The organism is Mucilaginibacter sp. A5337 (assembly GCF_059690695.1).
On record NZ_JCAWEC010000003.1, the window covers coordinates 687,608 to 713,240 of the forward strand.

Annotated in this window: 27 protein-coding genes; 10 read left to right on the plus strand and 17 right to left on the minus strand. The window is 41.6% G+C overall.

Annotation, left to right across the window (positions count from 1 at the left end):
- The 4 genes from lysA to AC59JO_RS12910 form a co-directional block, all read right to left on the minus strand.
- The gene (gene lysA, locus AC59JO_RS12895; protein WP_413666591.1) at nt 1–1,167 is read right to left on the minus strand and encodes a diaminopimelate decarboxylase; all 1,167 of its coding nucleotides are present in this window, start codon (nt 1,165–1,167) and stop codon (nt 1–3) included.
- A 123-nt stretch (nt 1,168–1,290) separates the two neighbouring features.
- Complete coding sequence (locus AC59JO_RS12900) at nt 1,291–2,601, minus strand: aspartate kinase (protein WP_497305737.1); 1,311 nt, start codon at nt 2,599–2,601, stop codon at nt 1,291–1,293.
- A gap of 287 nt (nt 2,602–2,888) precedes the next feature.
- Nucleotides 2,889–3,899, minus strand: coding sequence for a hypothetical protein (locus AC59JO_RS12905; RefSeq protein WP_497305739.1), 1,011 nt, complete (start codon nt 3,897–3,899; stop codon nt 2,889–2,891).
- 11 nt (nt 3,900–3,910) lie between these two features.
- Nucleotides 3,911–4,807: a hypothetical protein gene (locus AC59JO_RS12910; protein ID WP_497305741.1), complete on the minus strand. Its 897-nt coding sequence runs from the start codon at nt 4,805–4,807 to the stop codon at nt 3,911–3,913.
- A gap of 264 nt (nt 4,808–5,071) precedes the next feature.
- Here AC59JO_RS12910 and AC59JO_RS12915 point away from each other — a divergent pair, with 264 nt between their 5' ends.
- Genes AC59JO_RS12915 through AC59JO_RS12925 form a run of 3 tightly spaced genes read left to right on the plus strand, consistent with a single transcriptional unit; the run spans nt 5,072 to nt 6,578 of the window.
- Entirely contained in the window at nt 5,072–5,617 is a 546-nt protein-coding gene (locus tag AC59JO_RS12915) for an RNA polymerase sigma factor (RefSeq protein WP_497305743.1), read from the plus strand.
- Complete coding sequence (locus tag AC59JO_RS12920) at nt 5,598–5,870, plus strand: hypothetical protein (RefSeq protein WP_497305745.1); 273 nt, start codon at nt 5,598–5,600, stop codon at nt 5,868–5,870. The genes AC59JO_RS12915 and AC59JO_RS12920 overlap by 20 nt, the downstream gene beginning before the upstream one ends.
- Before the next feature lie 12 nt (nt 5,871–5,882).
- Complete coding sequence (locus AC59JO_RS12925; protein ID WP_413666597.1) at nt 5,883–6,578, plus strand: ATP-dependent Clp protease proteolytic subunit; 696 nt, start codon at nt 5,883–5,885, stop codon at nt 6,576–6,578.
- A gap of 112 nt (nt 6,579–6,690) precedes the next feature.
- On the opposite strand, the gene AC59JO_RS12930 is transcribed toward AC59JO_RS12925, so the two are convergent.
- The 5 genes from AC59JO_RS12930 to AC59JO_RS12950 all read right to left on the minus strand — a co-directional run bounded on the left by AC59JO_RS12930 (nt 6,691) and on the right by AC59JO_RS12950 (nt 11,446).
- Nucleotides 6,691–7,563 (minus strand): creatininase family protein, encoded by an 873-nt coding sequence (locus AC59JO_RS12930; protein ID WP_497305747.1) that lies wholly within the window; start codon nt 7,561–7,563, stop codon nt 6,691–6,693.
- A 106-nt stretch (nt 7,564–7,669) separates the two neighbouring features.
- A complete protein-coding gene (locus AC59JO_RS12935) occupies nt 7,670–9,535 on the minus strand; it encodes a tetratricopeptide repeat-containing sensor histidine kinase (RefSeq protein ID WP_497305749.1) in 1,866 nt (621 codons plus the stop codon).
- Between the two features lie 203 nt (nt 9,536–9,738).
- Entirely contained in the window at nt 9,739–10,440 is a 702-nt protein-coding gene (locus AC59JO_RS12940; RefSeq protein ID WP_413666600.1) for an NUDIX hydrolase, read from the minus strand.
- Between the two features lie 168 nt (nt 10,441–10,608).
- The gene (locus AC59JO_RS12945) at nt 10,609–11,031 is read right to left on the minus strand and encodes a secondary thiamine-phosphate synthase enzyme YjbQ (RefSeq protein WP_413666601.1); all 423 of its coding nucleotides are present in this window, start codon (nt 11,029–11,031) and stop codon (nt 10,609–10,611) included.
- Nucleotides 11,032–11,128: 97 nt separating this feature from the next.
- The gene (locus AC59JO_RS12950; RefSeq protein WP_413666602.1) at nt 11,129–11,446 is read right to left on the minus strand and encodes a hypothetical protein; all 318 of its coding nucleotides are present in this window, start codon (nt 11,444–11,446) and stop codon (nt 11,129–11,131) included.
- 178 nt (nt 11,447–11,624) lie between these two features.
- Here AC59JO_RS12950 and AC59JO_RS12955 point away from each other — a divergent pair, with 178 nt between their 5' ends.
- On the plus strand, nt 11,625–12,035 hold the full coding sequence (locus AC59JO_RS12955; RefSeq protein WP_413666603.1) for a VOC family protein: 411 nt from the start codon (nt 11,625–11,627) through the stop codon (nt 12,033–12,035).
- Nucleotides 12,036–12,037: 2 nt separating this feature from the next.
- On the opposite strand, the gene AC59JO_RS12960 is transcribed toward AC59JO_RS12955, so the two are convergent.
- Nucleotides 12,038–12,433: a hypothetical protein gene (locus AC59JO_RS12960; RefSeq protein WP_413666604.1), complete on the minus strand. Its 396-nt coding sequence runs from the start codon at nt 12,431–12,433 to the stop codon at nt 12,038–12,040.
- 142 nt (nt 12,434–12,575) lie between these two features.
- Here AC59JO_RS12960 and AC59JO_RS12965 point away from each other — a divergent pair, with 142 nt between their 5' ends.
- The 3 genes from AC59JO_RS12965 to AC59JO_RS12975 all read left to right on the plus strand — a co-directional run bounded on the left by AC59JO_RS12965 (nt 12,576) and on the right by AC59JO_RS12975 (nt 14,051).
- Entirely contained in the window at nt 12,576–13,514 is a 939-nt protein-coding gene (locus AC59JO_RS12965) for a sugar phosphate isomerase/epimerase family protein (protein WP_497305753.1), read from the plus strand.
- Between the two features lie 72 nt (nt 13,515–13,586).
- The gene (locus AC59JO_RS12970) at nt 13,587–13,754 is read left to right on the plus strand and encodes a hypothetical protein (RefSeq protein WP_413666606.1); all 168 of its coding nucleotides are present in this window, start codon (nt 13,587–13,589) and stop codon (nt 13,752–13,754) included.
- Between the two features lie 45 nt (nt 13,755–13,799).
- Nucleotides 13,800–14,051 carry a hypothetical protein gene (locus AC59JO_RS12975; protein WP_413666607.1) on the plus strand — a complete coding sequence of 84 codons (252 nt, stop codon included), beginning with the start codon at nt 13,800–13,802 and terminating at the stop codon, nt 14,049–14,051.
- 17 nt (nt 14,052–14,068) lie between these two features.
- Here the strand turns inward: AC59JO_RS12975 and AC59JO_RS12980 are convergent, their stop codons facing one another.
- Together AC59JO_RS12980 and AC59JO_RS12985 are read right to left on the minus strand one after the other, a co-directional pair.
- Entirely contained in the window at nt 14,069–14,461 is a 393-nt protein-coding gene (locus AC59JO_RS12980) for a response regulator (protein ID WP_413666608.1), read from the minus strand.
- Nucleotides 14,462–14,720: 259 nt separating this feature from the next.
- Nucleotides 14,721–15,074, minus strand: a complete 354-nt coding sequence (locus AC59JO_RS12985; protein ID WP_413666609.1) for a VOC family protein — start codon at nt 15,072–15,074, stop codon at nt 14,721–14,723.
- A 379-nt stretch (nt 15,075–15,453) separates the two neighbouring features.
- On the opposite strand from AC59JO_RS12985, the gene AC59JO_RS12990 reads away from it, so the two are divergent.
- Nucleotides 15,454–16,035, plus strand: a complete 582-nt coding sequence (locus AC59JO_RS12990) for an RNA polymerase sigma factor (RefSeq protein WP_497305756.1) — start codon at nt 15,454–15,456, stop codon at nt 16,033–16,035.
- 24 nt (nt 16,036–16,059) lie between these two features.
- Here AC59JO_RS12990 and AC59JO_RS12995 read toward each other — a convergent pair whose 3' ends face one another.
- From AC59JO_RS12995 to AC59JO_RS13015, 5 genes are all read right to left on the minus strand, one after another.
- The gene (locus AC59JO_RS12995; protein ID WP_497305758.1) at nt 16,060–16,860 is read right to left on the minus strand and encodes an SDR family NAD(P)-dependent oxidoreductase; all 801 of its coding nucleotides are present in this window, start codon (nt 16,858–16,860) and stop codon (nt 16,060–16,062) included.
- A 142-nt stretch (nt 16,861–17,002) separates the two neighbouring features.
- The gene (locus AC59JO_RS13000) at nt 17,003–17,836 is read right to left on the minus strand and encodes a helix-turn-helix domain-containing protein (RefSeq protein WP_497305760.1); all 834 of its coding nucleotides are present in this window, start codon (nt 17,834–17,836) and stop codon (nt 17,003–17,005) included.
- A 14-nt stretch (nt 17,837–17,850) separates the two neighbouring features.
- Entirely contained in the window at nt 17,851–18,897 is a 1,047-nt protein-coding gene (locus AC59JO_RS13005) for an SDR family oxidoreductase (RefSeq protein WP_497305762.1), read from the minus strand.
- Nucleotides 18,898–18,986: 89 nt separating this feature from the next.
- Nucleotides 18,987–20,000 carry a phosphotransferase gene (locus AC59JO_RS13010; protein ID WP_497305764.1) on the minus strand — a complete coding sequence of 338 codons (1,014 nt, stop codon included), beginning with the start codon at nt 19,998–20,000 and terminating at the stop codon, nt 18,987–18,989.
- Between the two features lie 10 nt (nt 20,001–20,010).
- Nucleotides 20,011–20,442 (minus strand): MarR family winged helix-turn-helix transcriptional regulator, encoded by a 432-nt coding sequence (locus AC59JO_RS13015; protein WP_413666615.1) that lies wholly within the window; start codon nt 20,440–20,442, stop codon nt 20,011–20,013.
- A gap of 217 nt (nt 20,443–20,659) precedes the next feature.
- Between AC59JO_RS13015 and AC59JO_RS13020 the strand changes: the two genes are divergently transcribed.
- Nucleotides 20,660–21,871 carry a FecR family protein gene (locus AC59JO_RS13020; RefSeq protein WP_497305766.1) on the plus strand — a complete coding sequence of 404 codons (1,212 nt, stop codon included), beginning with the start codon at nt 20,660–20,662 and terminating at the stop codon, nt 21,869–21,871.
- A gap of 227 nt (nt 21,872–22,098) precedes the next feature.
- Nucleotides 22,099–25,629 carry a TonB-dependent receptor gene (locus AC59JO_RS13025; RefSeq protein WP_497305768.1) on the plus strand — a complete coding sequence of 1,177 codons (3,531 nt, stop codon included), beginning with the start codon at nt 22,099–22,101 and terminating at the stop codon, nt 25,627–25,629.
- Nucleotides 25,630–25,633 lie beyond the last annotated feature (4 nt).

Below are 25,633 nucleotides of genomic sequence, written 5' to 3' on the forward strand. Positions count from 1 at the left end.
TTATTCAGAATAAACGCTGCCAACTCTGTCGCGCAGGTTATAGCCAGATGCCATTACCTCGCCATAAGCACCCGCTGTACGCACTGCTATCAGATCACCACGGAATGATTCGGGCAGGGTTACATCCTTCTGGAAACAATCTGTGCTTTCACAGATAGGGCCAACTACATCATATTTCAGACCATGGTCTATGGTCCATGGTCCATGGTCTTTTCTGCTTAAGTTTTCTATCTGGTGATAAGCCTGGTAAAGCATTGGGCGTATCAGTTCGGTCATGCCGGCATCAAGGATCAGGAAATTCTTTTTCTGCCCGTTTTTAACATACAACACGCGTGATATCAATGAGGCGCTTTGCGCAACCAGTGCACGGCCAAGCTCAAAATGTACTTCCTGCCCCGGCTTAACATTCAGGAAGTTTTTAAATACCTGGAAGTAAGCTTCAAAATCGGCAATGTTATTATCGGGGTTGTAGTAATCAACACCTAAACCGCCGCCTGTATTGAGTACTTTGATGGGGAAACCGCGGTCTTCAAACCAGTCTTGCATTTCATTGATGCGGGTGCAAAGGTTTTTATAAACCTCAAGGTCGGTAATTTGCGAACCAATGTGGAAGTGGATGCCTAAAAACTGCAGGTTATCACATTTGCGCAGTGCAGCAGCAACATCAGGCAATTGCCATGTATTGATCCCGAACTTGTTTTCATCAAGCCCGGTGGTGATAAAATGGTGCGTATGGGCATCAACATTTGGATTGATGCGGATAGCCACGCCTGCTTTTTTGTTTTTCGCTTTGGCAAGGCCATCGATAATAAAAAGCTCCTGAATAGATTCTACATTGAAGCAAAAGATATCGGCGTCAAGTGCCAGGTTTATTTCCCTGTCTGATTTGCCTACGCCGGCAAATACTACTTTACTTTTATCAAAGCCATGGTCAATGGCCGCCTTTACCTCGCCACCGCTCACGCAATCGGCGCCAAAGCCATACGTTTGAATGGTATCGATAACCTTTGGATTAAAATTGGCCTTCATGGCATAATGCACATGGAAGCCATGCTTTGCAGAAGCATCTCGGCAGGCACTCAGGGTGTTTTTAAGCACCTCCAGATCGTAGTAATAAAACGGAGTTTCTAAACCGTTAAATTTATCTATAGTTTTACTTGTAAACATTGTAGTATATCATCAAATCATGCTGAACTATGCGCCTTGCAAATTGCTTCGTTCTCCGCAATGACGTTTAAATTTAAAATCTCAAATAAATTAATTCCGAAATCGAAAATCCCAGATCCGAAATTAAAACAACCTGTTATGTAAGCTCCTTAAAGTTTCAACCTTGTCTTCGGTTTTTACCAGTAACGACAGGTTGTGATCGCTGCCACCGTATGAGATCATCCTTAAAGGGATATGTTTAACAGCTTCCAGCACGCGCGCGGCATAACCGTGTTTTTCGGCTCCAAAATCACCTACTACACAAATAATAGTTTGGTTTACATCAATTTCTACCGAACCGTAAGCGTTTAGTTCTTTGGTGATATCGCCCAGGTAGGTGGTGTCATCAATAGTAACAGACACACCAACTTCTGATGTGGTGATCATATCGATAGATGTTTTATAGCGCTCAAACACTTCAAACACCTTACGTAAAAAACCGTGTGCCAAAAGCATCCTGCTAGATTGGATTTTGATAGCCGTAATGGCATCTTTAGCAGCGATAGATTTGATCTTATCCTTTTCGCTTGTATTGGTGATCAGGGTGCCTTGCGCTTTAGGATCCATGGTATTTAACAAACGAACCGGGATCTTATATTTCTGAGCAGGGAACACACTTTGCGGATGCAGGATCTTCGCACCAAAATAGGCAAGTTCGGCTGCCTCATCAAATGATAGTTGGGCAATAGGCTGCGTGCCTTTTACGATCCGCGGATCGTTATTGTGCATGCCATCGATATCTGTCCAGATCTGTACTTCTTCACTGCGGATACCGGCACCAATTAATGATGCAGTATAGTCACTGCCACCACGGCGCAGGTTATCTATCTCGCCATAAGCATTGCGGCAAATATAGCCCTGGGTAATAAACAGGTTCACTTCAGGATGTTTATCAAGCAACGGAAACAGGTTTTCGGTAATGTGGTCAACAATAGGTTCGTTGTCCTCATCTGTCTTCATAAAGTCCAAAGCAGGCAGCAGTACCGATGGTACGCCTATCTCCTTCAAATAAACATGATAAAGGGTAGTTGAAAGCAACTCGCCCTGTGCTACAATGATCTTATCTTCAATATGAGTGAACAGGTCATTAGCAAGGTTACTCAGTAATGAAAAATGGTAGTCGATAACCTCTTTCCCCTGGGCTAAAAACTCAGGCTTCGCAAACAATTCCTTAATAAAAATTTCGTACTTATCCTTCAGGATAGTAATCAGCTGCACCGCCTTCTTCTTATCGCCGGCGAGGTATGCTTGTCCAATTTCTACAAGGCTGTTTGTTGTGCCTGATACTGCCGATAGCACCACCACCTGGCGCTCGGCCGGGTTAATGATATCAAGCAGCGCTTTCATCCGGGCGGGGCTACCTACTGATGTCCCACCAAATTTTAAAACTTTCATTTTTATGTTGCTGTTAACCGTATATGAATTGATGTTTGAGCTATCATTTTGCTGATATTCAAGCACCAATATTTGAGGCGCTAAAAATAGTATTTAAAAACGCTTATCGGTAATTTAATTTGAAGAGGCTTGCCCAAATAGTTTCATAAGTAAAAAGAAGGCACTAAAATTATTGGCAGAAAACTTTTTGCTACGCTTACCCTAATAAACAAAAAAGAGGATATCTTCATCGTTTAAGACATCCTCCTTTTTACAAATTACAGCAACCCTTAATTGCCCGGCAATATTTAAAATGGTTGAGTTATAACTGTTGGTTTCCAGCCGGTATTTACACTCACTTGGAATGAAGAGTTTGAAGATGCGCCGGAACCTCCAAACAAATTGTTAATTGTATAAACTACCTGTTGATTTCTATTCAAAAATATCTGACCTAATGTGCGGGCAGTTATAACGCTATTATTAGTACCATAACAGTTGATTTCCGGAGCAAAGTAATTTCCGTGATTAATACTGGATGTGTCGCTGCCTGTATTTACAAATAGGGAGAAATCCTTTTTCCCAATCAAAGAATCTGGAATTGCAACTAAAACAGAAGCTCCACCGTCACCGGTAACAAAGCCCGAGAAAAAATCTCCGAATAAATTATATGAGGGAAGGGAGGGACGGCTACTAAGCCTTATGCTTTTGACGGAAGCCGGTATAGCATCCTTAATTATAACCTTTACCTGGCAAATTACGCGGTTTAAAGTAACTGTTTTGTTGATATCAAATGATTGAACATCCAATCCTCCATTGTAACTAAAACTATCAGGCCATGAATTTGAATAATAAATTCCTCCAACAGAACTCCCTCCCGCATCTACCTGTACATAACCGCCTGAATACAGAGTTCCGTCAGAGGAAGTCACAGTAACACCATCCTTACAACCGAATATATCCAGTATGTAATAATCCGGAGGCAATGTTGTTTTTACTGTACCAAAGCCAATATCACTTTTGCTTTGTATAAATTTATGTAAAATATGCCGCTGATTATCAGTGATGTAGATATATAATTTATCAATAATGCCAGCCAACGATGCAGAATCGGAGACGGCTGTGGCTAATGAACGCATTTTATTGCTGGTTGCATTAGTTATTTGTTGCGTAAAGCCGCCACCACTTACACCTATAGTTACATTGTAGGTTTTTTTATTTGATGTTTCAACCGGTTGTAGTTGTTTATGATCCTTTTTGCAAGACCAGACAAATATGCTGCAGGCAACCAGAAGTTCTATGATAAAATAATACTTTTTCATTTCAAAATAGGTTAAAGGTTTACATTAATGGTATCCCAGCCTGGTTCTATGCTAATATGAAAATTACCCTGGTTATTGATCGCTTTGTCGAATACCGTGCCGGATAATACCGTTTTAGCGTTAGCCATAAACCTGACATTCTTTATGATGATAGGATTGCCGATGAATCCCGGGATACCAACTGCGCCAATATCTAATCTAATCGTATGCAAAACCTGGGGAACGAATACCGCCATCCGTATCTTTACGTTGTGAGTGCCTTTTTCTGCGTAGGTGAAAGCATGACCATGAAGAATTCCATATTTAGGATAAGAGCTATTAATTGCGTATGTAGTGTCCTTTATTAAAATTCCCCCTGTAGGTATAGAGTCGACGATACGGATATTTGCTATAACATTGGGTATGGCATCCTCTATGTTTAACTCCAGTAAGGAACTTATGCGGTTCATTGCCACACTACCATTAACATTACTGCCATTCACTATCACCGTATCGGCCTTATAAAACATATCCAGGCGAGAATCTCTGAAATTAATGTTAGCACTTAAACGAACTGACGCGCCGTTTACAACGCTGTTGCCCAGAAAATAAGCATAATAAGTACCGTTTGGTACCTGGGTGGTAAAGGTGCCAAAATTTGCAGAAGCAGAATCCTGGTTTACCTGTTTTTTTAAATTCCCCTGGCTATCGTAAAGCAAATAGGTTAAATACTTAACGTTTTTAGTCAATGCGGTATCCGTGGAATTCACCGCTAACTTCGACTGCATTGTAGTTAACTTTGGCTTCGTGCTGAAATTCAGCGTGTAAAGCTTGTCGTCTGTTTGCGTCGGGGATTTGTGATCTTTTTTGCATGAAAAAAGTGTAAGTACACCTAATGCAAGCAGTGTTGTAGGTATAACAATTTTCATAATAATAGGTTTTGTATAAAGGTATACTATTTAATTTTTATTTAAATAATATTTTTAAAAAAAATAGCACAAACAATTTGTTTATGAGCAAGTTAGCTATGATTTCACTTCTAAACACCTTAAGGGTTAGTTAATTTTTTTCTAAATTTACAATGATATAATATTGTCAATCCTTCGTTGTTTGCCGGCGGCTCTGTTAATTTTTTTCTAAATTTAAGGTGATATAATATCCGTTTTACGCACTTACTATTAAACACAATGATCATGGCACATGAGATAGTTTTTGATAAACCGGCAGCCCAAAGAGAAGAACTCATTACGGGGCTTTACAAAAGCGCTTTTCCAACGGTGGCGAAATATGTAAGTAAAATGGGCGGCTCTTTTGATGATGCAAAGGACGTTTTTCAGGATGCCCTTGTTATTTATTACGAGAAAACTGTTAACGGTGACCTGCCCCTGCATGCAGGCGAAAAAGCCTACCTGCTGGGTATAGCCAAACATCTGTGGTTTAAAAAGTTTAGGGATGGTAGTAACAATTTGTCGCTTGATAGTTGTGACTTTGATCTCGCTGATGAGGCCAATGAACAGCTATCTACAAATAAGCTTATGCATTACCTGGAAACTGCCGGCAAAAAATGCATGGAACTTTTGAGTGCTTTTTATTACCACAAACTATCCATGAAAGAGCTTGCTGGTTTATTTGGTTACACAAGCGAGCGCTCAGCGACGGTACAGAAGTACAAGTGCATTGAAAAAGTAAGGGAAACAGTTAAAGAACAATCATTAACCTATGCGGACTTCATTGAATGAAATCAAAGAGATAGACGATCATGTGCTTGGACTGGCCGAACCCGATGAGGCGTTGCTGTTTCAAGCTAAACTGATCATCAATCCAGAACTTAAACAGCAGATGGCCTGGCATAAGCAAACCCTTAGCCTGGTGCATCAATACGGCCGCAATAACTTCAGGGCCGAGATTGAAGCCGTACATCAAAAACTGTTCAACCAGCCTGAACACGAAGGTTTCAGGCAAAAGATCATGCGTTTATTTCACAAACGCTAAAAGCTAAATTTTATGAATATCAATCAAAATGAGTTCCGCAAATATGCGGTGGGGCACCGCCGTGTCCAAAGTTTACATGTCGACAGGTTTATCGCACAGGTAAACAACAGCAAAATAAACATGGGTATGACACCCTATATTATGGAGGAGCGCCAGCTCAATATATCGCAAATGGATGTTTTTTCGAGGCTGATGATGGATAGGATCATTTTTTTGGGTACTGCGATAGATGAGCAGGTAGCTAACATCATCCAGGCGCAACTGCTTTTCCTGCAGTCGGCAGATGCAAAAAAGGATATCCAGATCTATATCAATTCGCCGGGAGGCTCGGTATACGCCGGATTGGGGATCTATGATACCATGCAATTCATATCGCCGGATGTGGCTACTATTTGTACAGGTATGGCCGCTTCCATGGCATCTACGTTATTATGCGCGGGTGCTCATGGCAAACGTGCTGCATTGCCGCATTCAAGGGTAATGCTGCACCAGCCATCAGGTGGTGCGCAGGGGCAGGAGTCGGACATTGAAATTGCTGCTATACAGATAGCCAAAATGAAAAGGGAACTTTATGAAATAGCAGCCAAACACAGCGGCCAGAGTTACGAACGGATCCATGAAGTATCCGACCGCGATTATTGGATGATAGCTAAAGAAGCAAAAGCGTTTGGGATGATTGATGAGGTTTTGGGGGGTAGCGAGGATTGAAAAAAATATGTCATTGCTGAGGAGGAACGACGAAGCAATCGCATGCTATACAGGTCGGATATGCTTCTGTGCGATTGCCACGCTATCGCTCGCAATGACATTTTTTTAACACTTACTTGTTCAACGCATCCACCTTATCAAAAAACTCATTTTGGAGTTTAATGGTACTCGTATCGGCCTTGATAGCCTTTAGTGCCTGTATAAAGCTGGCTATTTCGTGTTCGGCTATGAATTTGCCAAATTCGGGTGTGGCCTTTGCGCCTTCGCCCGCGTAGTGATTAGGGTAGGCGGCATACCACCATATAGGGGTATAAACATTGGTTAAATTTAAGCGGTGCTGGTTCTCGCCCGATTGTGATGCTGCCCTGTCCATCTTCATCAGGTCTGGGCGATAGTAAAGCATTGATGCAGTTTCACTTTCCCCGGCATGCTGATCACCCTCAATAGCCGATTTATGCATTTTGCGGTATTGATCTGTGTATTCTTTATCAGCGCCATGTGGGTTATAAAAATATACCGCATAGTTATGGCGCTTGTTAAGCAGCGATTGCATAAAGAACTGAATAAACTCCGGGTTACCACCGTGGCCGTTCAGGATCACTATTTTATCAAAGCCGTTACGGGCTATTTCATCGCAGGTGGCTTCCAGTAAATCCCAGATCACTTTGCTTGGCAGTGCGAATGTTCCGGGTTGGTGGCGTGCTTCGTTAATTTGCCCGTAAAAATAATCAGGGAATACAACAGCATATTCTGATTTAACAGCATGTGCGGCCCACTCACGCACATGGATCAGGTCCGTACCAAGTGGAGAATGAGGGCCGTGCTTTTCCAGGATCCCGATAGGCAGGATACAGGTTTTTGACGATTTTTCGAGTGCGGCAGGGAAATCAGAAGAGACCAACTCGTCCCAACGGGCGGGTATCTGCTGGGCATAGGAATAAGCAGAAAGCAGCAGCGCTGCAAACAGTAACAGGTAAGTTTTCATAAATTATAGGTTTAAGAACAGGTTATGGGAAACTGTATTTGATCCTGAAATTTACAAACTTAAACTATTGCTTTTCAACTCGTAATTTAAAAATTACAATAACATATCAACGGATGTTGGGCAGCGAGTAACAGAAAATCGCCCCCTTTACCTGGTTGTTTTCAACCCAGATGCGTCCATTCATCTTTTCGGTAAAATCCTTGCAGATCATGAGTGCTACGCCGGCACCTTTTTCTTTTTCATTGCTGTACTGCATATTGGCCTTAAAATTAAAGAGCAATTGAAGCTTATCGGGCGAAATGCCTTTGCCTTCATCCTGTACGCAAACGGTTACATCGTTACCTGTCGATGCGCTAACGGTAATGGTTGAGTTATCGGGCGAAAACTTGATGGCATTATGTATAAAATTGCGATGGATGAATTGTACCAGTTCTTTATCGGCGTAAATGATAATAGCCGGATCAACCGTGTTTACAAACTTAAGCCCGCGATCTTTGCCCAGTAAGCTAAAGGGTTGAATAGCCTCATCAATAAGTTCTTTTAACGGTAGCGGCACGGCTTTATAATCAAAGCCAGATAGCTGTTGTTTGATCCATTGCAATATGTTTTCAAAAATTTCTAACGAGATGTTTGAAGAATGCTCCATGGTATCTACCAGTTCCATCAATTCTTCCCGTGTAAAGGAATCGGCATCTTTAAGTACGGTCGCCAGTGTTTTAAGTGCACCTATGGGCTGCCTGAAATCGTGTGCAAGAATGGATACCAGCCGGTTGTTAAATTCATGATCCACTTCCAGTTTATCATTTCTTAGTTGTACCGTTCGGTTAAGTTCTTCAAGTGTAAGGCCGTGCTTTTTTTTGAGGTTGTATAGCCGGTAAGTGAATATTACGGTGATAGCAGTAATTACAAATAAGATGCCCAGCACAATAGCCAGGATCTGCCTGTTTTGACTTCGGATGGTGATAGCTTCAAGCTCCTGATCTTTAAGTGCATAGTCAATGTAATCGACACCCGATGTGTTGGCGAATTTTTCCTCATCTTCATAAAGCTTTAGTAATTTTTCGCTGTAACGCTGTACTTCATCCAGGTTGTTTCGAGCTATATAAATATCATATAATTTTTTTCCGAAAAATTTTTCATAATAATGATAACCACTTTTTTCGGCAATGGAAAGCCCTTGCTTATAATATTTAACAGCTTTTGCTGTATCGTTACTCATATATAAATCGCCAAGATTAATAACTATATCAAGGCTTAAATAAGAAAGCTCCATAGCTAAACCATTGTTAACGGCTTGCTGCAATAACGCTATGCCCCTTTCACGCTCATTGTTTTGCAGGTACAGTAAACCCTGGATCTGATCTGCTTCAACCAGCATCCGGTTATCTTTAAATTTGATCCCTATTTGCCGCGCCTTATCCAGGTAAATTTCAACCGAATCTTTTGGTATCTGCTCAGGGTACAGGAGCAGATAGTTACATAACAGCAGCGACATAATAGAATCACGTTGCAGGGTTTTACCTGTGTTTATAGCGCGTTTAAAAAAATCTATGGCTTTTTTATTTTCGTGGGTTTCATTAAATACCAGACCAATGTTCATTAAACCCTGTACAACGTTTGAGGTGTCTTTTAATTCTTTGTACAGGTTATAAGCCTCATTATAATAACGGAGTGAAAGCTGCAGATTGCCTTTAAGATCATAAACAATACCTATAACATTCAGGGCATCGGCTTTACCTGCTTTATAGCCAAGCCGTTCGGCTATAGTTCTCGCCTTTTTAGCATAACTAAAAGCGCTGTCGATATTTTGCTCATACATAAGCATGCCCAGCCTGTTAAGTGTGTTTACATACTGTAGGCTGTCATGAATTAAAGGAAGGTCTTTTTTAAGTTTATTAACTTCCCTGAATTGGCCAAAACATACAGATACAGCAAGCGACAGTAATACTAAAAAGCTTACTTTTTTTTTCATTAACTAATATTTGAAAACGGGCTAACGGTTCATATTATAGCCTAAAGCTATTATACGGATAAAAAAGTAGTATTGTTGGAGAATGTTAAATAAATAGGTTAGCCTACAGTTGGTTTTAACTGTTGTTCCATGATATCCCCGGCATATTAAACTTTGCAGGTAATATCTATATATGATTAAGTTGAACGTTTTACCTGGAAAATCTATAAGGAATCGGGATTAGGAATGAAATTCATAAACGCCTGGAACTTGGCATAGTAGTTTTGCATATTTAGCTGGTAATAATAGGCACCGCGTTTTGAACCTGCTTTATCTTTATCGGCCAGTTTAATAAGCAAGCCGGTAGCCAGTACTCTTTTACTGAAATTGCGTTTATCAATAGTAGTATTAAACACACACTCATAAAGGGTTTGCAATTGCGGTATGGTAAACTTGGTGGGCAAAAGCTCAAACAGGATAGGGTGCATTGCAGCCTTGTAACGGATGCGTTTGCGGGCCTGCTCAACCATTTCCTGCTGGTCAAATATCAATTTAGGGGCACGTTTAAGCTGAAACCATTCGGCCTGATAATCGTCACTTATCTGGGCCTCATATTTATGGATATCAACCAGCGCAAAGTATGCCACAGATACGGTTCGCTCAATTGGATCGCGCTGAGGCTGCCCAAATGTATATAACTGTTCAAGGTACACACCCTCCAAACCGGTTAATTGCTTTAAAATTCTGTTGGCGCTTTGGTCAAGGCTTTCATCGGGCTGAACAAAGCCGCCCATCAGGCTCCAGTTTCCCTTTTCGGGCTGAAAGCCTCTCTTTATGAGTAAAATTTTTAAAACTTCGCCATCAAAGCCAAAAATGATACAATCAACAGCCAATAATAACCTTGTTTGCTTGGAATACTTGAGCATTTATAATCAGTAATAATTTTATGGTAAAAACAAATATAGAATAACATTCGATATAAGATGGCAAATTTGCTGTGTTATACCGGTTAAAAAAGTATTAATTTACAATAGTTAGTCAAATGTGTAAATTAATTGTGCTTTTTACAATAATTATTAACATTTATTCTTTATTTATTCGCCCCAGGCCGATATTACCAGCATGCGGTTGCCACCATAGTTGCGGTGTTCACACAAATAAATTCCCTGCCACGTGCCCAAAGCCAGCCTGCCGTTACGGATGGGAATGGTTACCGAACTGCCAAGCATCGCAGCTTTGAGGTGGGCAGGCATATCATCAGGGCCTTCGTCATCGTGTAAATAGTCGGGATCATTTTCGGGGACGGTTTTATTGAAATACATTTCAAAATCCTGCCTTACGGTTGGATCGGCATTTTCATTAATGGTTAGTGATGCCGATGTATGCTGGATAAATACCTGGCAAATTCCGGTTTTTAGCTCATGGATTTGAGGCAGGGCATTAACAACTTCGGACGTAATGAGATGGAAACCTCTTTTGCGTTCCCTGAGCTGAAGCATTTGCTGAAATATTTTCATAAATAGTTTGCTTTATAGCGACGTTGCAAACATATCTATAAAGATTGTTCCGGTTTTATTTTTGTACCACTTATAATTTTACCGGTTTTGTAAAGTTTTATGCAATAACAGCAGGATTTAGTTGGGGCCCCTGGTTAATAAACAGCCGGTTGATGAATGCCTTTATTTTTTCAAAAAAGCTTTTTCTGACAGTTTTTTGAATAATTTGAATTTGATCATCATCCGGAGGCTTCGGGTTATCTGCATCCTGCATTTCCTCCAAAACAATTTCACGGATCTCGGGGTCACGGTTTACAATCTCATCCAGTTCGGTGAGTTCGTTAAAGGTGGCGATACCATTTTTTTGCCGCTTAATAAGTATTTCAAAACGGTCCTGGTTGAAAGTTCGCCTTTCCAAATGCTTGCCGTGTTTCATAATATATATAATAATCTTTTATAAGAACTCAAATTAAGTGCCATGTATTTATATTATTGATTGTCAATATTTTAATTTAATACTGCCTTTCGCATTTGCATCATTTTGACACATGGATCGTTCGTTTTCGTGCAGGTAGAATGTATACCTTTATATGAAACATAAGCTTCATAGATAGATGAATATCCTCGCAAAACAAATGCAGGGAATGGCCCCTCTGCTCCAGGTTTTTGATATGCCTGCTGCTTTAAAATTTTACCGTAATGTGCTGGGCTTTGAGGTTATACAAGCCTCGGGCAATGGAGACGACATGGATTGGGTTTTATTGAAGCTAAACAGTATAGAACTAATGCTCAATACCGCGTACGAAAAGGAAAACAGGCCTCCGGAACCCAATGAACAACGGATAGCCGCTCATGCCGACACCTCTCTTTATTTCGGCTATCCCGATATTGATGAGCTATATGGCTATTTATTAAGCAGAGGCATGCACCTTAAAGAGCCTCAAATTACCGGTTACGGCTGGAAGGCCATCTATTTGCTTGATCCTGATGGGTACCTGTTATGTTTTCACTGGCCGGTAGCATAATGTTATAACCGCTCGTAGTGGTCTTCGGGCCCATCGGCTGCGAGAGGGACTGTGCCATAAAAGGTGAGTATTTTGCCTTCTATCTTAAAAAAAGTAATACTATTGGCTGAGGTATCATTGTCGAACATGATCTGTTCATGCGCATTATCATATCTGCGGGTACGGTAGTTACCGCTTTTTATCAGGGTATCCTTGTGCATCCGTTTGTAGGTATCGGCTGTAAAAACAATAATATTGCCATTACCGGCTTGTACGGCAGACAGATCTTTGGGCGGTTCACAATAACAATCGGTGCCGCGATATTCCCACCTGCCAATTAACTGATCATTATTAGGGGTTTTATCTTTTTTACAGCTTAGCAAAACGGCGAGTACGCCAAATAAAAACAGCTTTTTCATACCATAAGGTTTACTTTATATTACGGTATCGCAATGTAAAATGATACAAATTAACTTTGGTTAGTAACAGTTTTAATACACAATTTGCTGGCATCAATTAATTGATAACTTTGGTATAAACCAATGTATTTCCTATACCATCATGAAACAGTATAACTTATCAAGGCGCAGGTTTATCGGTAGCGCAACGCTTGCAGCAGCCGGATTTTTGGCGTTTTCAAAATCGTCATTTGCAGGTGTGATAGCAAGTGGTTCCGACAAACCCAGCTCGCTTATTAACGGTGTACAAATAGGGGTGATCACTTACTCGTTCAGGAGTATGCCCGGTGCTATTGATGATTTGCTGAAGTATTGTATCGACTGTAATATCAACGCCATTGAACTCATGGGTGATGCCGCCGAAGTTTATGCGGGTGCCCCCAAACGTGAGGCTAATGAAGATTGGGCTGCATTTGGTAAAAAAATGGCCGAATGGCGTGCCTCTGCTTCGATGGATAAGTTTAAGGAGATCAGGAAAATGTACCATGATGCTGGGGTAAACATTTATGCCTGGAAGCCCAATGCCCTTGGCCCTAAAAACACTGATGCCGAAATAGATTATGCTTTTAATGCAGGGAAAGCTCTTGGCGTAAATCATGTAACGGTTGAACTGTCCGATGAGGCGCAAACCAAACGTCTCGGTGATATTGCTGCTAAACACAAAATGATGGTAGGCTACCATGCCCACACACAGGCCACCCCAACGCTTTGGGATACCGCCTTAAGCCAGTCAAAATATAACGGTATCAATCTTGATATTGGCCACTACGTTGCAGGTACCAGCAGCAGCCCGGTGCCATTTATTGAAAAATATCACGACCGCATAACCAGCATGCATATCAAAGACCGCAAGTTTCATGATGGCCCCAACCAACCATGGGGGCAAGGTGATACCCCGATAAAGGAAGTGTTGCAACTGCTTAAAAACAACCATTATAAATTTCCGGCCACTATTGAATTGGAGTATAAGATTCCTGAAGGATCAGACGCTGTGAAGGAAGTGAAAGTTTGCCGCCATTTTGCTGCCGATGCATTGGCATAAAACTGTGTATTTAGTTTGTATAGGATATTAATGGCCTGGGTTTTGTAAATTTATGTTTATTTGGACAGCGCTATGAATAACTCAGGTAAACTAAAGCTGGAATGGATTCCGGCCGCTTATGGTGCGATAGATAAAGGCGTTAATGATACATCTGCTAACAAACCAAAGCAGGTATACCCGGTGAACGGAATTTACAAAAGCGGCAATGGGTTTGCCAAAGTATATAAAAGGAAAGTATAAGATGTTATTTTGCCGATGCTCGGCCTAATGGCCTATCTTTATCCAATGGAATCTAAAATATTTTCGTACAAAGTGGATGGCATTGTGCTTACTCCTGTTGATGATCTGTTAAGCCTCAGCCCGGTATTTGATCGTAAGGAATTACTAAACAAACTAAAAGAGCTTTTTAAAGACGATGAGTACAAAGTTGATGACCGTACCCTCGACTATAAAATTAAAGACGGCCAGCTTTATATTGAAGGTGTAGTTACCAAACAAGCTGAGGCAAAGTCGATAGGTTTTATGAGCGGAAAGTAGGTTGTCAATTTCAGCCGTCAATTAATCGCCCTGAAACTGGTAAAAGTTTCTCGGGTAACGGGTTTAGTGTAATATGATTTTACGTGTTGGTACTGCCTTGAACGCATCAGATCTTTGGGAAGTATCGAGAAGGTAACGATATAAATGTCAATAGTTTTCCTGATCAGGTGATGGATTTTGGTAAATTCATCCAGGAATTCCCATCCGCTGAAGGGGTTCATATAAATATCAAGAAAGATAACATCAGGAAGCTCATCCTCATTTTGTAAATGTTCCCTGATGTAGCGGATAGAATATTCCGCATCAGTGCTGTATGTAACAGAATCAAATGCAGGGTATTTGTCCTGCATTCCTTTAATAATGGCAATATCTATCTGATTGTCATCAATATATAAAAGCGTTTTGGCCATTTAGGTTAGATTTAGATCACTACTAATATATAGCTAAAAGCTATATTGGTAAGGGATAATGGCCGGTGCCGATAGCTAATCAGGAGAAAGTGAGAAATATGTGATGTTGGTTAATTATTTGTTTGTTAGTTGCTTGTATTGTGTTTTTCAATCGTTTTCACATTATTGTACAATTTTGTTTTTGATTAATAGCACAGCCCGTATACAATAATTGAACAGAGAGAAGTTATTGTGAAGATGAAATTATATGCAGATGGAACTATTGTTCTACAAAGTGCCAGCAAACGCCAGCAATATCTATAATATTAAACTCTTTACCGTAGGATTCTTGTGTGATTTCGCTTATCCGTATCTTAAGGCGTTGAGGTAATTGCTTATCTATAACCATTTGTCTGAAAGCTGCCACATCGCTCACTTTTACGCTCAACATAAAGTTCTGTGCAAACCCCGGTTGATCGTAACGTTGCAGGATAAAGCGGCAACTATCTTTTTGAAATCCTATATAATCGCCCGAATCCCAATTGATTTTAAATCCCAGCTCCTGGAAAAGTTGTTTAGAGCTTTCAAAGTCGCTGCCGGAGGGAACGAAAGGCTCAAGTGATAAAAATTCCATGTTGTTTAACAGTTGGTAAATATTTGTAAACATAAACAAATGAGGGCGATTAATAATATGATTGAAAAACAGGACATGGCGAACGTGGCTACAAATCTGTATGTTACCTGAAAGCTGGCGTTATTTCAGGTTTGATGCAATAAAATTAATTTGGCTTCGTTATAAGTTTTCCACAAATTGCTGTTTTCGGGCAAAAAAGATCACATACTATATGGTGTAGTTTTTACACCTTAAGCATTGATTGTCAGTTATAAAAGCATCTGGCTTTGTTAAAAAAGTACCACTACAACAGCACTACTTCAATTTATTATCATGTTTTTGCTGTGTTAAATTAAAATTTACTTTTTACTTTTATCTCACCAATTATAATTAAACTACAGTGGGTAAGAGTATTAACAGCAATCATATCCAACAATTGATAGCGGGTGATGAGGCCGCTTTCGATTTGATTTATGAAGCGTATAGCAGCAAAGTTTACCGGCTGGCATTTCGGTTTTTGAAGGATGCGCAACAGAGCGAGGAAATTGTGCAGGAGTGTTTTATAAACCTTTGGACCAGCCGCGAAAAACTGAATGCCCTGGGCGATATCTGGCTATACCTTTATGTTATCGCAAAACGTTTGTCACTAAACTCATTAAGGCAGATATGCCAGTCGCGCGAGTTTTCTGATAAGCTGGTTAACCATATAGCTACCGTTCATAACGATACCGAAGAAGATTTACTGGTAAGCGATCTGGAGCAATTTACCGAACGGATTATTAACAAGCTTCCGCGGCAGCAGCAATTGATTTTCAGGCTGAGCAGGGTAGAGCACCTTACTCATAAAGAAATTGCCGATCAGTTACAGATCTCGCCAAATACGGTAAAAAATCATATGGTTGAGGCCTTGAAAACCCTCAAATCGCAACTGCAATACTCCGATCTTATTTTTATGCTTGCCTTGTTCTTCTGGATCAACTAAAGGCAAACCCCACCTAACCTTTTTTCAATCAAGTCTGTTTACCCTGTAATTTAACGCTGCCGTTGTGCCTCCGGTTACATCGATGGTTACGCCTGTAATTTGGCCAGCCAGGTTTGATGCCAGGAAAACGGCTGTATTGGCAATATCAGCCATCAGAGGAAGCTTCTTAAGCATGGTATCGGCCTCCATTTTTTTGATGATAGGGTCCATAACATCGGGCATGGCATCAATAGCACTTTTAAACACCCGCGAATCAGGTGAACCGCCTGAGCGGATGTTAACTACACGGATACCATAAACCCCGAGCTCGGAGGCCAGCGTACGCGAAAAACTTTCAACTCCACTGCAAGCCGGCCCAAAGCCTCCTGTAAGCGGATAACCTATACCCGCAGGAGTAGCCGTAAGTGATAAAATTACTCCCGATTTTTGCTTCATCATCACCCTGGCGGCTGCTATTGCCGTCATGAAGCGGGTTTGCATGGTGAGGGTAATAGGTTTCACAAAATCTTCGGCTGATATTTCGGTAAGCGGAACGTTTTGCACCACATCAACCCCGACAGCGTTAAAGGAAATATCAACTGCTCCGACGCTGTTTATCATTTGCTGCAAATGCTGATTGATTGCCGCCTCGTCAAATGCATCTACTATAGCTGTTTCGGCTAAGCCACCCAAAGCAATAATTTCGTCTGCTACCTTTTGGATAGATTCCTGGTCGGGGCCGGTTAAAAACACTTTTGCACCGGCGGCTGCTAATGCTTTTGCCACTGCGCCGCCCAACGAACCGCCTGCGCCATATACAACGGCATTTTTGTTTTGGAGTATCATATGGTTAGTTTGTTTAAATATAGCATTTGAAAATGCCAGATTACATAACAAACATAATTGTAAATGTTGTTTTAAAAGAGGGCTAAAGGTGACAAATGAAGGGTTAGTTTATGACAATGCGAGCCAGAGCAAATTGTATACATCAATTTTGCGTTTCACTTATCTCACGTTTACTTTTTGAAAGCGTTGGATTATACCCAAACTGCTTTTTAAAAGCGTATGAAAAATGCGATAGGTTCTCAAAGCCTAATTCAAAGTAAACTTCGGATGGTTTGCGGTTTTGTTCAACTATTTGATAGTGGGCGGTTTGGAGACGCTTTTGAGTGAGCCACTTTTCGGGTGTGTTACCAAATACTTTTTTAAAATCACGTTTAAAGGTAGTTAAACTCCTGCCCGTTAGATAGCCGAACCGCGCAGCGGTGAGATTAAACATATAATTCTTCTCCATAAAATCCAACAGGTCAATTTTACCGGGGCCTTCAAAATGTCCCAGCAAATTATCAACCGATTTATCAATAGATCGTAATACAGCAATGGCTTCAGTTATTTTGATGTTCGCTATTTCTTCAGGCAGATCATCAGCCACTTCAAAATAGGGCATTAAAGATCCAAACAGGCTCTCAAGTAACGGATGCTGATTGAAGTATTTAACATCCGGTGGAACCGGGGTAACATGAACCTGCGGAAGTGTTGCGTAATACCGCTGTAGTGTCTCCTGCGGAAAACAAATGGATATCGATTTAAAAAGCTCTCCGTTTAAAGGCACCTTGCTCATCCTGCCCAACTGGTTGCGAGGCAGCAGAACAATATCCCCGGCATGGAAAATAAATTGCCGGTCGGCCGAAGCAATCCTCATTTCGCCCGATATTACACATACTAATGCATGCCACGGAAGGATCACTTCGCGACTGTAATGCTTTTCCCGCTTACAGGATACGAATACCATTGACCTGCTGGCTGCTCCCGGTTGTTCCATTTGTGTAAAAATAATTATTTAATTATTCCCAATTGTATCAGGCTTTCGGCAGTTGCAACAATCGCTTCTTCTGCAGATCGTGGCGACCAGCCGAGCATGCGTTGGGCTTTCTCGCTGGTAGCGTTCATGTTTTGGTCGAGCATCGGGATAATAGCTTTTGCGGTTGGGTTCCAAAGCGCAGTTAAACGTACTAACCAGTTAGGCACATTTTGAGCTTTAACTTTTTCTGCATAATTACCCATGCGGCGCTTCAGAATTTTGGCTATGTCAATCATCCATAAGCTTTCACCCGAAATAGCCAAAAAACGCTGACCTTTCGCAGCCGGGTTGGTCATGGCGCGTAAATGCAGGTCGGCCACGTCACGTACATCAACCAGGCCGGTATTGATACGCGGAGTGCCTTTTAGTTTGCCAAACAACATGTTTTGCACCAACTGAATAGAATGCGAATAATCGGGACCTAAAACCGGGCCTGCAACTGCAACGGGGTTTACCGTAACCATTTCCAGGCCCTGGCCTTCAGTTTCAATGAACTTCCATGCAGCCTGTTCTGATAGTGTTTTTGATTTTTGATAGGCCGGTATGCTATCGTTTATTGGTGTCCAGTCGGTTTCATTAAATGGGGTAGTACGTCCTTTGTGTCCAAAGCCAACCGCGCCAAATGCCGAGGTAAATACAACCCGTTTAACACCTGCATCTCTGGCTGCTGTCAGCACCCGTAATACACCCTCTCGGGCAGGTATAATCATTTCATCTTCATGTTTATAACCCTTTAGCGGGGTAGGGGATGCTACATGCAAAACATAGGTACAGTCTTTTACAGCTTCCGCCCAGTTTGCATCCGCAGCCAGATTGGCGGCTATGAATGATAGGCGGTCGCCCGCTTCAACGCCGCCTGTTTTGAGCATATCTCGTACTTCAGTTTCGCGGTTTAGTGAACGTACGGTTGTTTTTACCTTATAACCTGCTTCAATAAGTTGCAGGATACAGTGCACTGCTATAAAGCCCGAGCCGCCGGTTACCAGTACCTGTGTATTGCTGTTTGAATTTGTTGTTGTCATTGCATTAAAATTTATAGTGCAAAGTTGCCTCAAATAGCTACAGGCAGGTTTGTTTAAAAGGTCGAATGCGCTTTGTTTAAAAGGCCAATTTATTTATCGGTTACTGGTTGTTGCGCGAATTGGGCCAGTGAAGTAGCCCAACGTACCGAACGCATTTGATTAACCGCAGTATTCAGCAATGCTTTTCCATACATTAATTGGCCATCATAATTAGCCAGGGATATTTCTCCTTTGCCCATTAGTCCAAAAAATAGTTGCAAATCAATTCCTTCCATTTTTTGATCATGTTCATAGTTTGTTGGTTTATGCTGTGCTGCCAATTGAAACATCAGCATCGAGTAAACAATCCGGCAAACCTGCCGCATGGTAAAAAATCGTGCTTTTTTGTATTCGTTTACATCGCCATCAAAATAGGCCGATAAAAACATTTGTTCCTGTTCGTCTGTGTGGACAAAAAAATTGGCCAGATTTGCGAGGTCGATATAGCGGTCGTTTAAATGGGCTGCATCCCAATCAATGATCCACATCCGTTTACCATCACATAAAATATTATTAGGATTGAGGTCATTATGACTGAACACCCTATCCGAATCGGTTAGTACGATACGACTTTTAAGTATAGCGTAATTGACAAAACATTCATCGAATACTGGTCCTGACAATATTTTTTTTTGTTTAAACTGGCTGATCAGTGAATCAACTGTTTCAAACAGCGGTGCCCCATCTACGCCCGATGGTATCAAATGAATAGCTTTGACTATAGCCGCAATCTCAGAGATCAGCTTATCCGGCGTAAAAACAGCGCGCACGGGCTGGCTTTCTATGTAATCGCTGATGGTAATTCCGGTTAGGGTATCCTGATAATGCAATGCTGGGGCAATATTGGCATTAGCGGCAAGCAATAAGTTAGTAGCGCTTAAATTGGGGGGCGACAGCTTTAAAACATACATTTGGCCATCCACTGTTAACTGATAGGTATGCGCCGAAGAAAGACCGCCGGCAAGTGTTGTCACATTATCAATAACAGTAGTACCAAAAGCGGCAAGTAAGGCTGCTTCAACCGCGTCTTTCCTGTGCGGTGGGAACAAAGTAGAAAATTTCATAATGTTTATATCATCTTATATTTCCGCCAAGCATTAACAATAAATCGGCGACAGGAGGAGATTTTTTCAGGTATTCGTCAGGAATAATATCTTCGGAAATTGCGCTGGCCGATGGCAAAGCTTCCTCATAAATTGTTTTGCCTGCATGCGTTAGTTTGGCATAACTTACCCTTGCATCCCGCTCGTTGGCGCCCCGTGTCACCAATCCTGTTTTTTCCATTGGTAATAACAGGCGTGTGATACCTGATGCGGTAAGGCCTATTTTCTCGGCCAGTTCTGTACGGCGTAATTGGCCGCCGGGCGCTTGCTGCAAAAGATGAAGGATCAGAAAATCGTTAAAACCTATCCCATGTACAGTCAGGCCATCAAATTTTCGGGAGATCACTGCCTGTATTTTAGCAAGGTTCATGAGCAGTTTTAAAGGTTGATTTATTGTTGACATATACTTGACTTATCAATGATTATTCAAATATATGAATTAATTGGATATCCCTTTATGTTTAAACATAAGATATTCCGGAAGCCTGATGTGATTCCTCGAAAAGAGAGAATTTATACATTTTTTAAAAATATTTCAATTACAGGTAGTCCTATGCTTTGAGTTGTGTGTTCTATACACAAATGCCCTTCTCCGGGGAATTTGTATATAAACCAAAAACATGAATAACGAAAGGCTCAGGAGTTTACTTGAACAGTATTTTAACAATGCTATAAACGATACCGACCGCGAGGAGTTGCTCAACTATTTGAACAACAATCCCGGCGAGATATTGAGCACTGTTGATGAAGATATCCTGAACCTTGATGGTGCCCCTGAATTTGATAATGACCGCGCACAAAAAGTATTGGCTGATATTAAAGCTGATTCAAGATTCAGGGATACTGTTACACCGGTTGTACCTGTTATCCCTAAAAACAATATTTTTAAATTATACAGTGGTTGGCTGAAAATTGCAGCTGCAGTTTTAATTTTTGGAACCGTTGGGGTTTACTTTGTACAACGGCAAAAAACGGGCGCTGTTAAAAATAACATAGCAGCCAATACCAATGCCAAAATTGTACCGGGCAGCAATAAAGCCATACTTACATTGGCAAGCGGTAAAAGTATCGTACTGGATAGTGTGGCTAACGGTGCCGTTGCCAATCTCGGGAAAAGCCAGGTAAATAAAGTTGCCAATGGCAAACTGGTTTATGACGTGCTGCCAAATGCCACCCACGCGGGGGTTAACACTGTTTTATACAATACACTCACCATCCCGCCGGGGGGGCAGTACCAGGTGGTGCTGCCCGATGGTACACAAGTATGGCTAAACTCATCATCATCATTAAGTTACCCTACCGAATTTACAGGTAATAGCCGTACTGTAAAACTCACCGGTGAAGCCTACTTTGAAGTGGCTAAAAATAAAGACAAGCCTTTTTATGTAGAGATGAACAGCGTACAGGTAAAAGTGTTGGGAACGCATTTCAATATCTCGGCCTATACCGACGATAATGATTTGACTACCACACTGCTTGAAGGTTCGGTACAGATCAGTAAAAACGGTAGCCTGGCTATGCTGAAACCGGGCCAGCAGGCGGTGGTAGGAAGCAATGCTAACGCCATTACAGTTTCAAAAGCAAACATCAACGAGGCAATGGCCTGGAAAAACGGCTATTTCATGTTTGATGATGATAATATCGTAAATATCATGAAGAAGGTATCCCGCTGGTACGATGTAGATATTGAGTACCAGGGTAACTTTATTAACCAGCGTTTCGGCGGTACGTTTACCCGCTCAAAAAGTATAACAGATCTGCTTAAAAACCTCGAACAAATAAGTAACGTGCATTTTAAAATTACAGGAAGGAGGATCACCGTTATGCAATAAATCTACGTTCTCAACTATCCCAACCAATTATCTATCAGCATAAAAAATAAAGCCAGGAGCGTTTCGGACCGCCCCTGACCTAAGCCGTGTTATGGCAATGCCAGATAGTAAAACTAATTGCAGCGATTACAACCACTTATTAATAAACTGACATTCAAATGTATAAAAATTTTACTGCATTTACTTGCGGCAAACATCGTGGGCGCCTATATAAACCTGTGCTTATTATGAAACTGACACTTATTTTGCTAACAGTTACCTTCTTACAGGTGTCTGCCGCAACTTATGCACAGAAGGTTACTTTAAAGGTTAAACAAACAACTTTAAAAGAAGTCTTTGAAGAGATCAGAAATCAAACCAATTATGATTTTCTGTACAATTCTGAAGATATTAAGTTGGCTAAACCGGTAACTGTTGATTTGACCAACGCTACTATAAACCAGGTCATGGACCTTTGTTTAAGCAATCAGTCGTTAACTTATACCATCGACAACAAAACAATTCTTATCCGTAAAAAAACAGCGGCAGAGAGCAATGCCCCTAAAAAGATCAGCGGCAAGGTTGTTGACAGTAAGGGGTTACCCTTACCTGGTGTAACTGTTAAACAAAAAGGTTCTGCCGCCGCAGCCATAACCGATTTAAATGGTAATTATGCTATTAACGTTACAGATGCTAACGCTACTCTTGTATTTTCATTTGTAGGTTTCAGAACTAAAGAAATTGCCCTTAATGGCCGTTCGGAAGTAAGTATTACACTTGAAGACGCCCCGCAAGACCTTACCGAGGTTGTTGTTGTTGCCTACGGCGTACAAAGAAAAGAAACCGTAACCGGCGCTATTACATCAATTGGCACCAAAGACCTGGTGCAGTCGCCGGTTGCGAACCTGAGTAATGCGCTGGCCGGTCGCTTATCGGGCTTAACGGTAACGCAAACCAGCGGTAAGCCGGGTGATGACGGCGCTACGCTTTATGTGCGTGGTGTGGGTACTTATACCGGTCAAACCGCTCCGCTGATTATGGTTGACGGTATCGCCCGCGACAGCTATAATGATATCGACCCTAATGAGGTTGAATCCATCAGTATCCTGAAAGATGCTTCGGCCACAGCGGTATACGGTGTACGTGGTGCAAATGGTGTTATCCTGATCACTACAAAGCGTGGTAAAGAAGGAGCTCCTAAAGTTAGTGCTACTTTCCAAACGGCATTGTCACAGTTTTCGAGCATGCCAAATTTTGTTAACTCATACCAGTATGCTACTTTGTTAAACGAGCAGAGCTATGAAAACTACTGGATCCAGCATTCAAGAGATGCCGACGTGAAAACCTGGAACGATTTTGTGACCAAACGTGATGCAAACTGGATCAAGGATGCTACTATATATTACTCGCCCGAAGATTTGAAGTATTATCAAAACGCGCATACGCCAACTATTAACGGGCAGGCAAACCCTTATTATGATCCGTATGGCCACCCTGATCAGGACTGGAAAAAACAGATCTTTAATAAGTTTGCGCCACAAACACAGGTAAACGCCAACATTACAGGTGGTACCAAGGCAACCAAATACTTTGTTTCATTAGGTTATTTGGCACAGGGCGGTTTATTCAATACCGATTACATGCCTTTTTCGGATGAGATGCAGTTTAAGAAGAAACGTTATAACCTGCGCTCCAACCTCGATTTTGATGTGAACTCCGATTTCAGGGTATCGGTGGATGTATCTACCCAATACGTAACCATTACCGGTATGGACAATGATGGTTACACCTGGGAAAAAAGGATCTTGTGGTCATCGCCGCTTGGCTCTCCTGGTATTATCAACGGTAAGTTTGTGGTGCCTTTCTCTAATCAAAACGATCAGCTTAACCCCCTGTATGCTATCGCTAACAGCAACAACTATAATATTACAACCAACAGTACTTTAAACTCGGCTATCAAGTTAAGCTATAAACTGGACGACATTACGCCCGGTTTATCGGTAAACGCACGCGGTGCTTACGATAGCTATTTCCAAAGCCGCACCGGCGGTAAGTACACTCCGCTGTTATACGGTCTGCGTCCAAATCCTAACGGTAACAAACTCGATCCTATCCTGGTGCAGTTAACAAATGACGTTGCACCTGCACGCTGGACAGATTTTTACACCGATAAATGGCGTAAAGTATACGGCGAGTTTTCGATCAATTATAACCGTGTATTTGCTAAAAAGCACACCGTTACCGCTTTGATTTTGGCCAACGCCGAGAAAAAATATGATCCGAATTTGTTATACGATCTTCCGCACGCTTATGAAGGCGTATCGGGCAGGGTGACTTATAATTATGCAGATCGTTATTTGGCCGAATATAACATGGGTTATAACGGTTCGGAAAACTTTCCTGAAGGTAAAAGGTTCGGTTTCTTGCCGGCTTATTCATTAGGGTGGCTCGCCAGTAATGAATCTTTCTTCCCTAAGCAGGATTATGTTACTTATTTAAAAATCCGCGGGTCATTAGGTAAAGTAGGTAATGACGGTATCAATATTCCAGGTACCTCAACATCAGCCCGTTACCTGTATTTGCCTGATACATGGCAGTATGTTAACGGCTACAATGCAGGCGGCGGTTATACATTTGGTACCCTTAATGATCGTAACAGGATCCAGGGCGCACGGGAAAACGTATTGGGTAACCCTGATGTAACATGGGAAACAGCAACAAAATCAAACATAGGTTTAGAAACCCACCTGTTTAATGATCGCCTTTCGCTTATTTATGATCACTACAACGAGCATCGTAAAAACATCCTTTCATATAAAGGAAGCGTACCGGGCATAGTGCAGGCAACCCTGCCTCCGTATAACCTGGGCGAAGTAAAAAACTGGGGCGACGAAATTGAATTGAGTTACACCAGTGCTCCGGGTAAATTTACCTGGTGGGTAAAAGGTAACGCCTCAACCAACCATAATAAAATCCTCTTTAAAGATGAAGCCATTGCGCCGGGTTTAGAGTACCAGGCAGCTACCGGCAGACCTATTAATCAGGGCTCTTACTTACAGGCAGATGGACTTTACACCTCATGGTCGCAGTTATACAACATTGATGGTAACGGTAACCCAATACTTTCGCAGCCTGTGCTGGCAGTTGGTGCCGATGGTAAACCATATAACAACGCCGCAGGTAACCCGGTTTATCAAAAAGATTTGGGTTACGCCGGCGCTCCTTTACAACCGGGGGAGGTTAGGTTAAAAGACGTTAACGGTGATGGTGTTATTAACGAAAAGGATTATGTACGCTCTGGCAAAACCGACCTGCCTACCTTAAGCTACGGTGTATCATTTGGCTTTAGCTTTCATGGCTTTGATTTTTCAGCCTTGTTTCAGGGGCAATCAGGTGTGGCTAAATATGCTATGCAGGAACTTCACTTCAACAAACAACAATCACTGTTTGATGTGGATTTGAACAGGTACACCCAGGACCGTTATGATCATGGCGATCGGATTGATTTCCCTATTGCTGCTTATAACCAGGATGCAGCCTACAATACGTTCTTTTTGAAAAGTACAGCTTTTGTAAGGCTTAAAAACGCCGAGATAGGCTATACGCTTAAGCCCGAGCTTTTGAAAAAGATAGGTGTCCGTTCGGCTCGTTTTTATATCAACGGATATAACCTGTACACATGGTCGCCAAACAAGATCTGGGGCGATCCTGAAAACCTGGGTTACATCGGTTATCCGCTTACCCGTACCTATAACGTAGGCGTTAATGTTAATTTTTAATCAT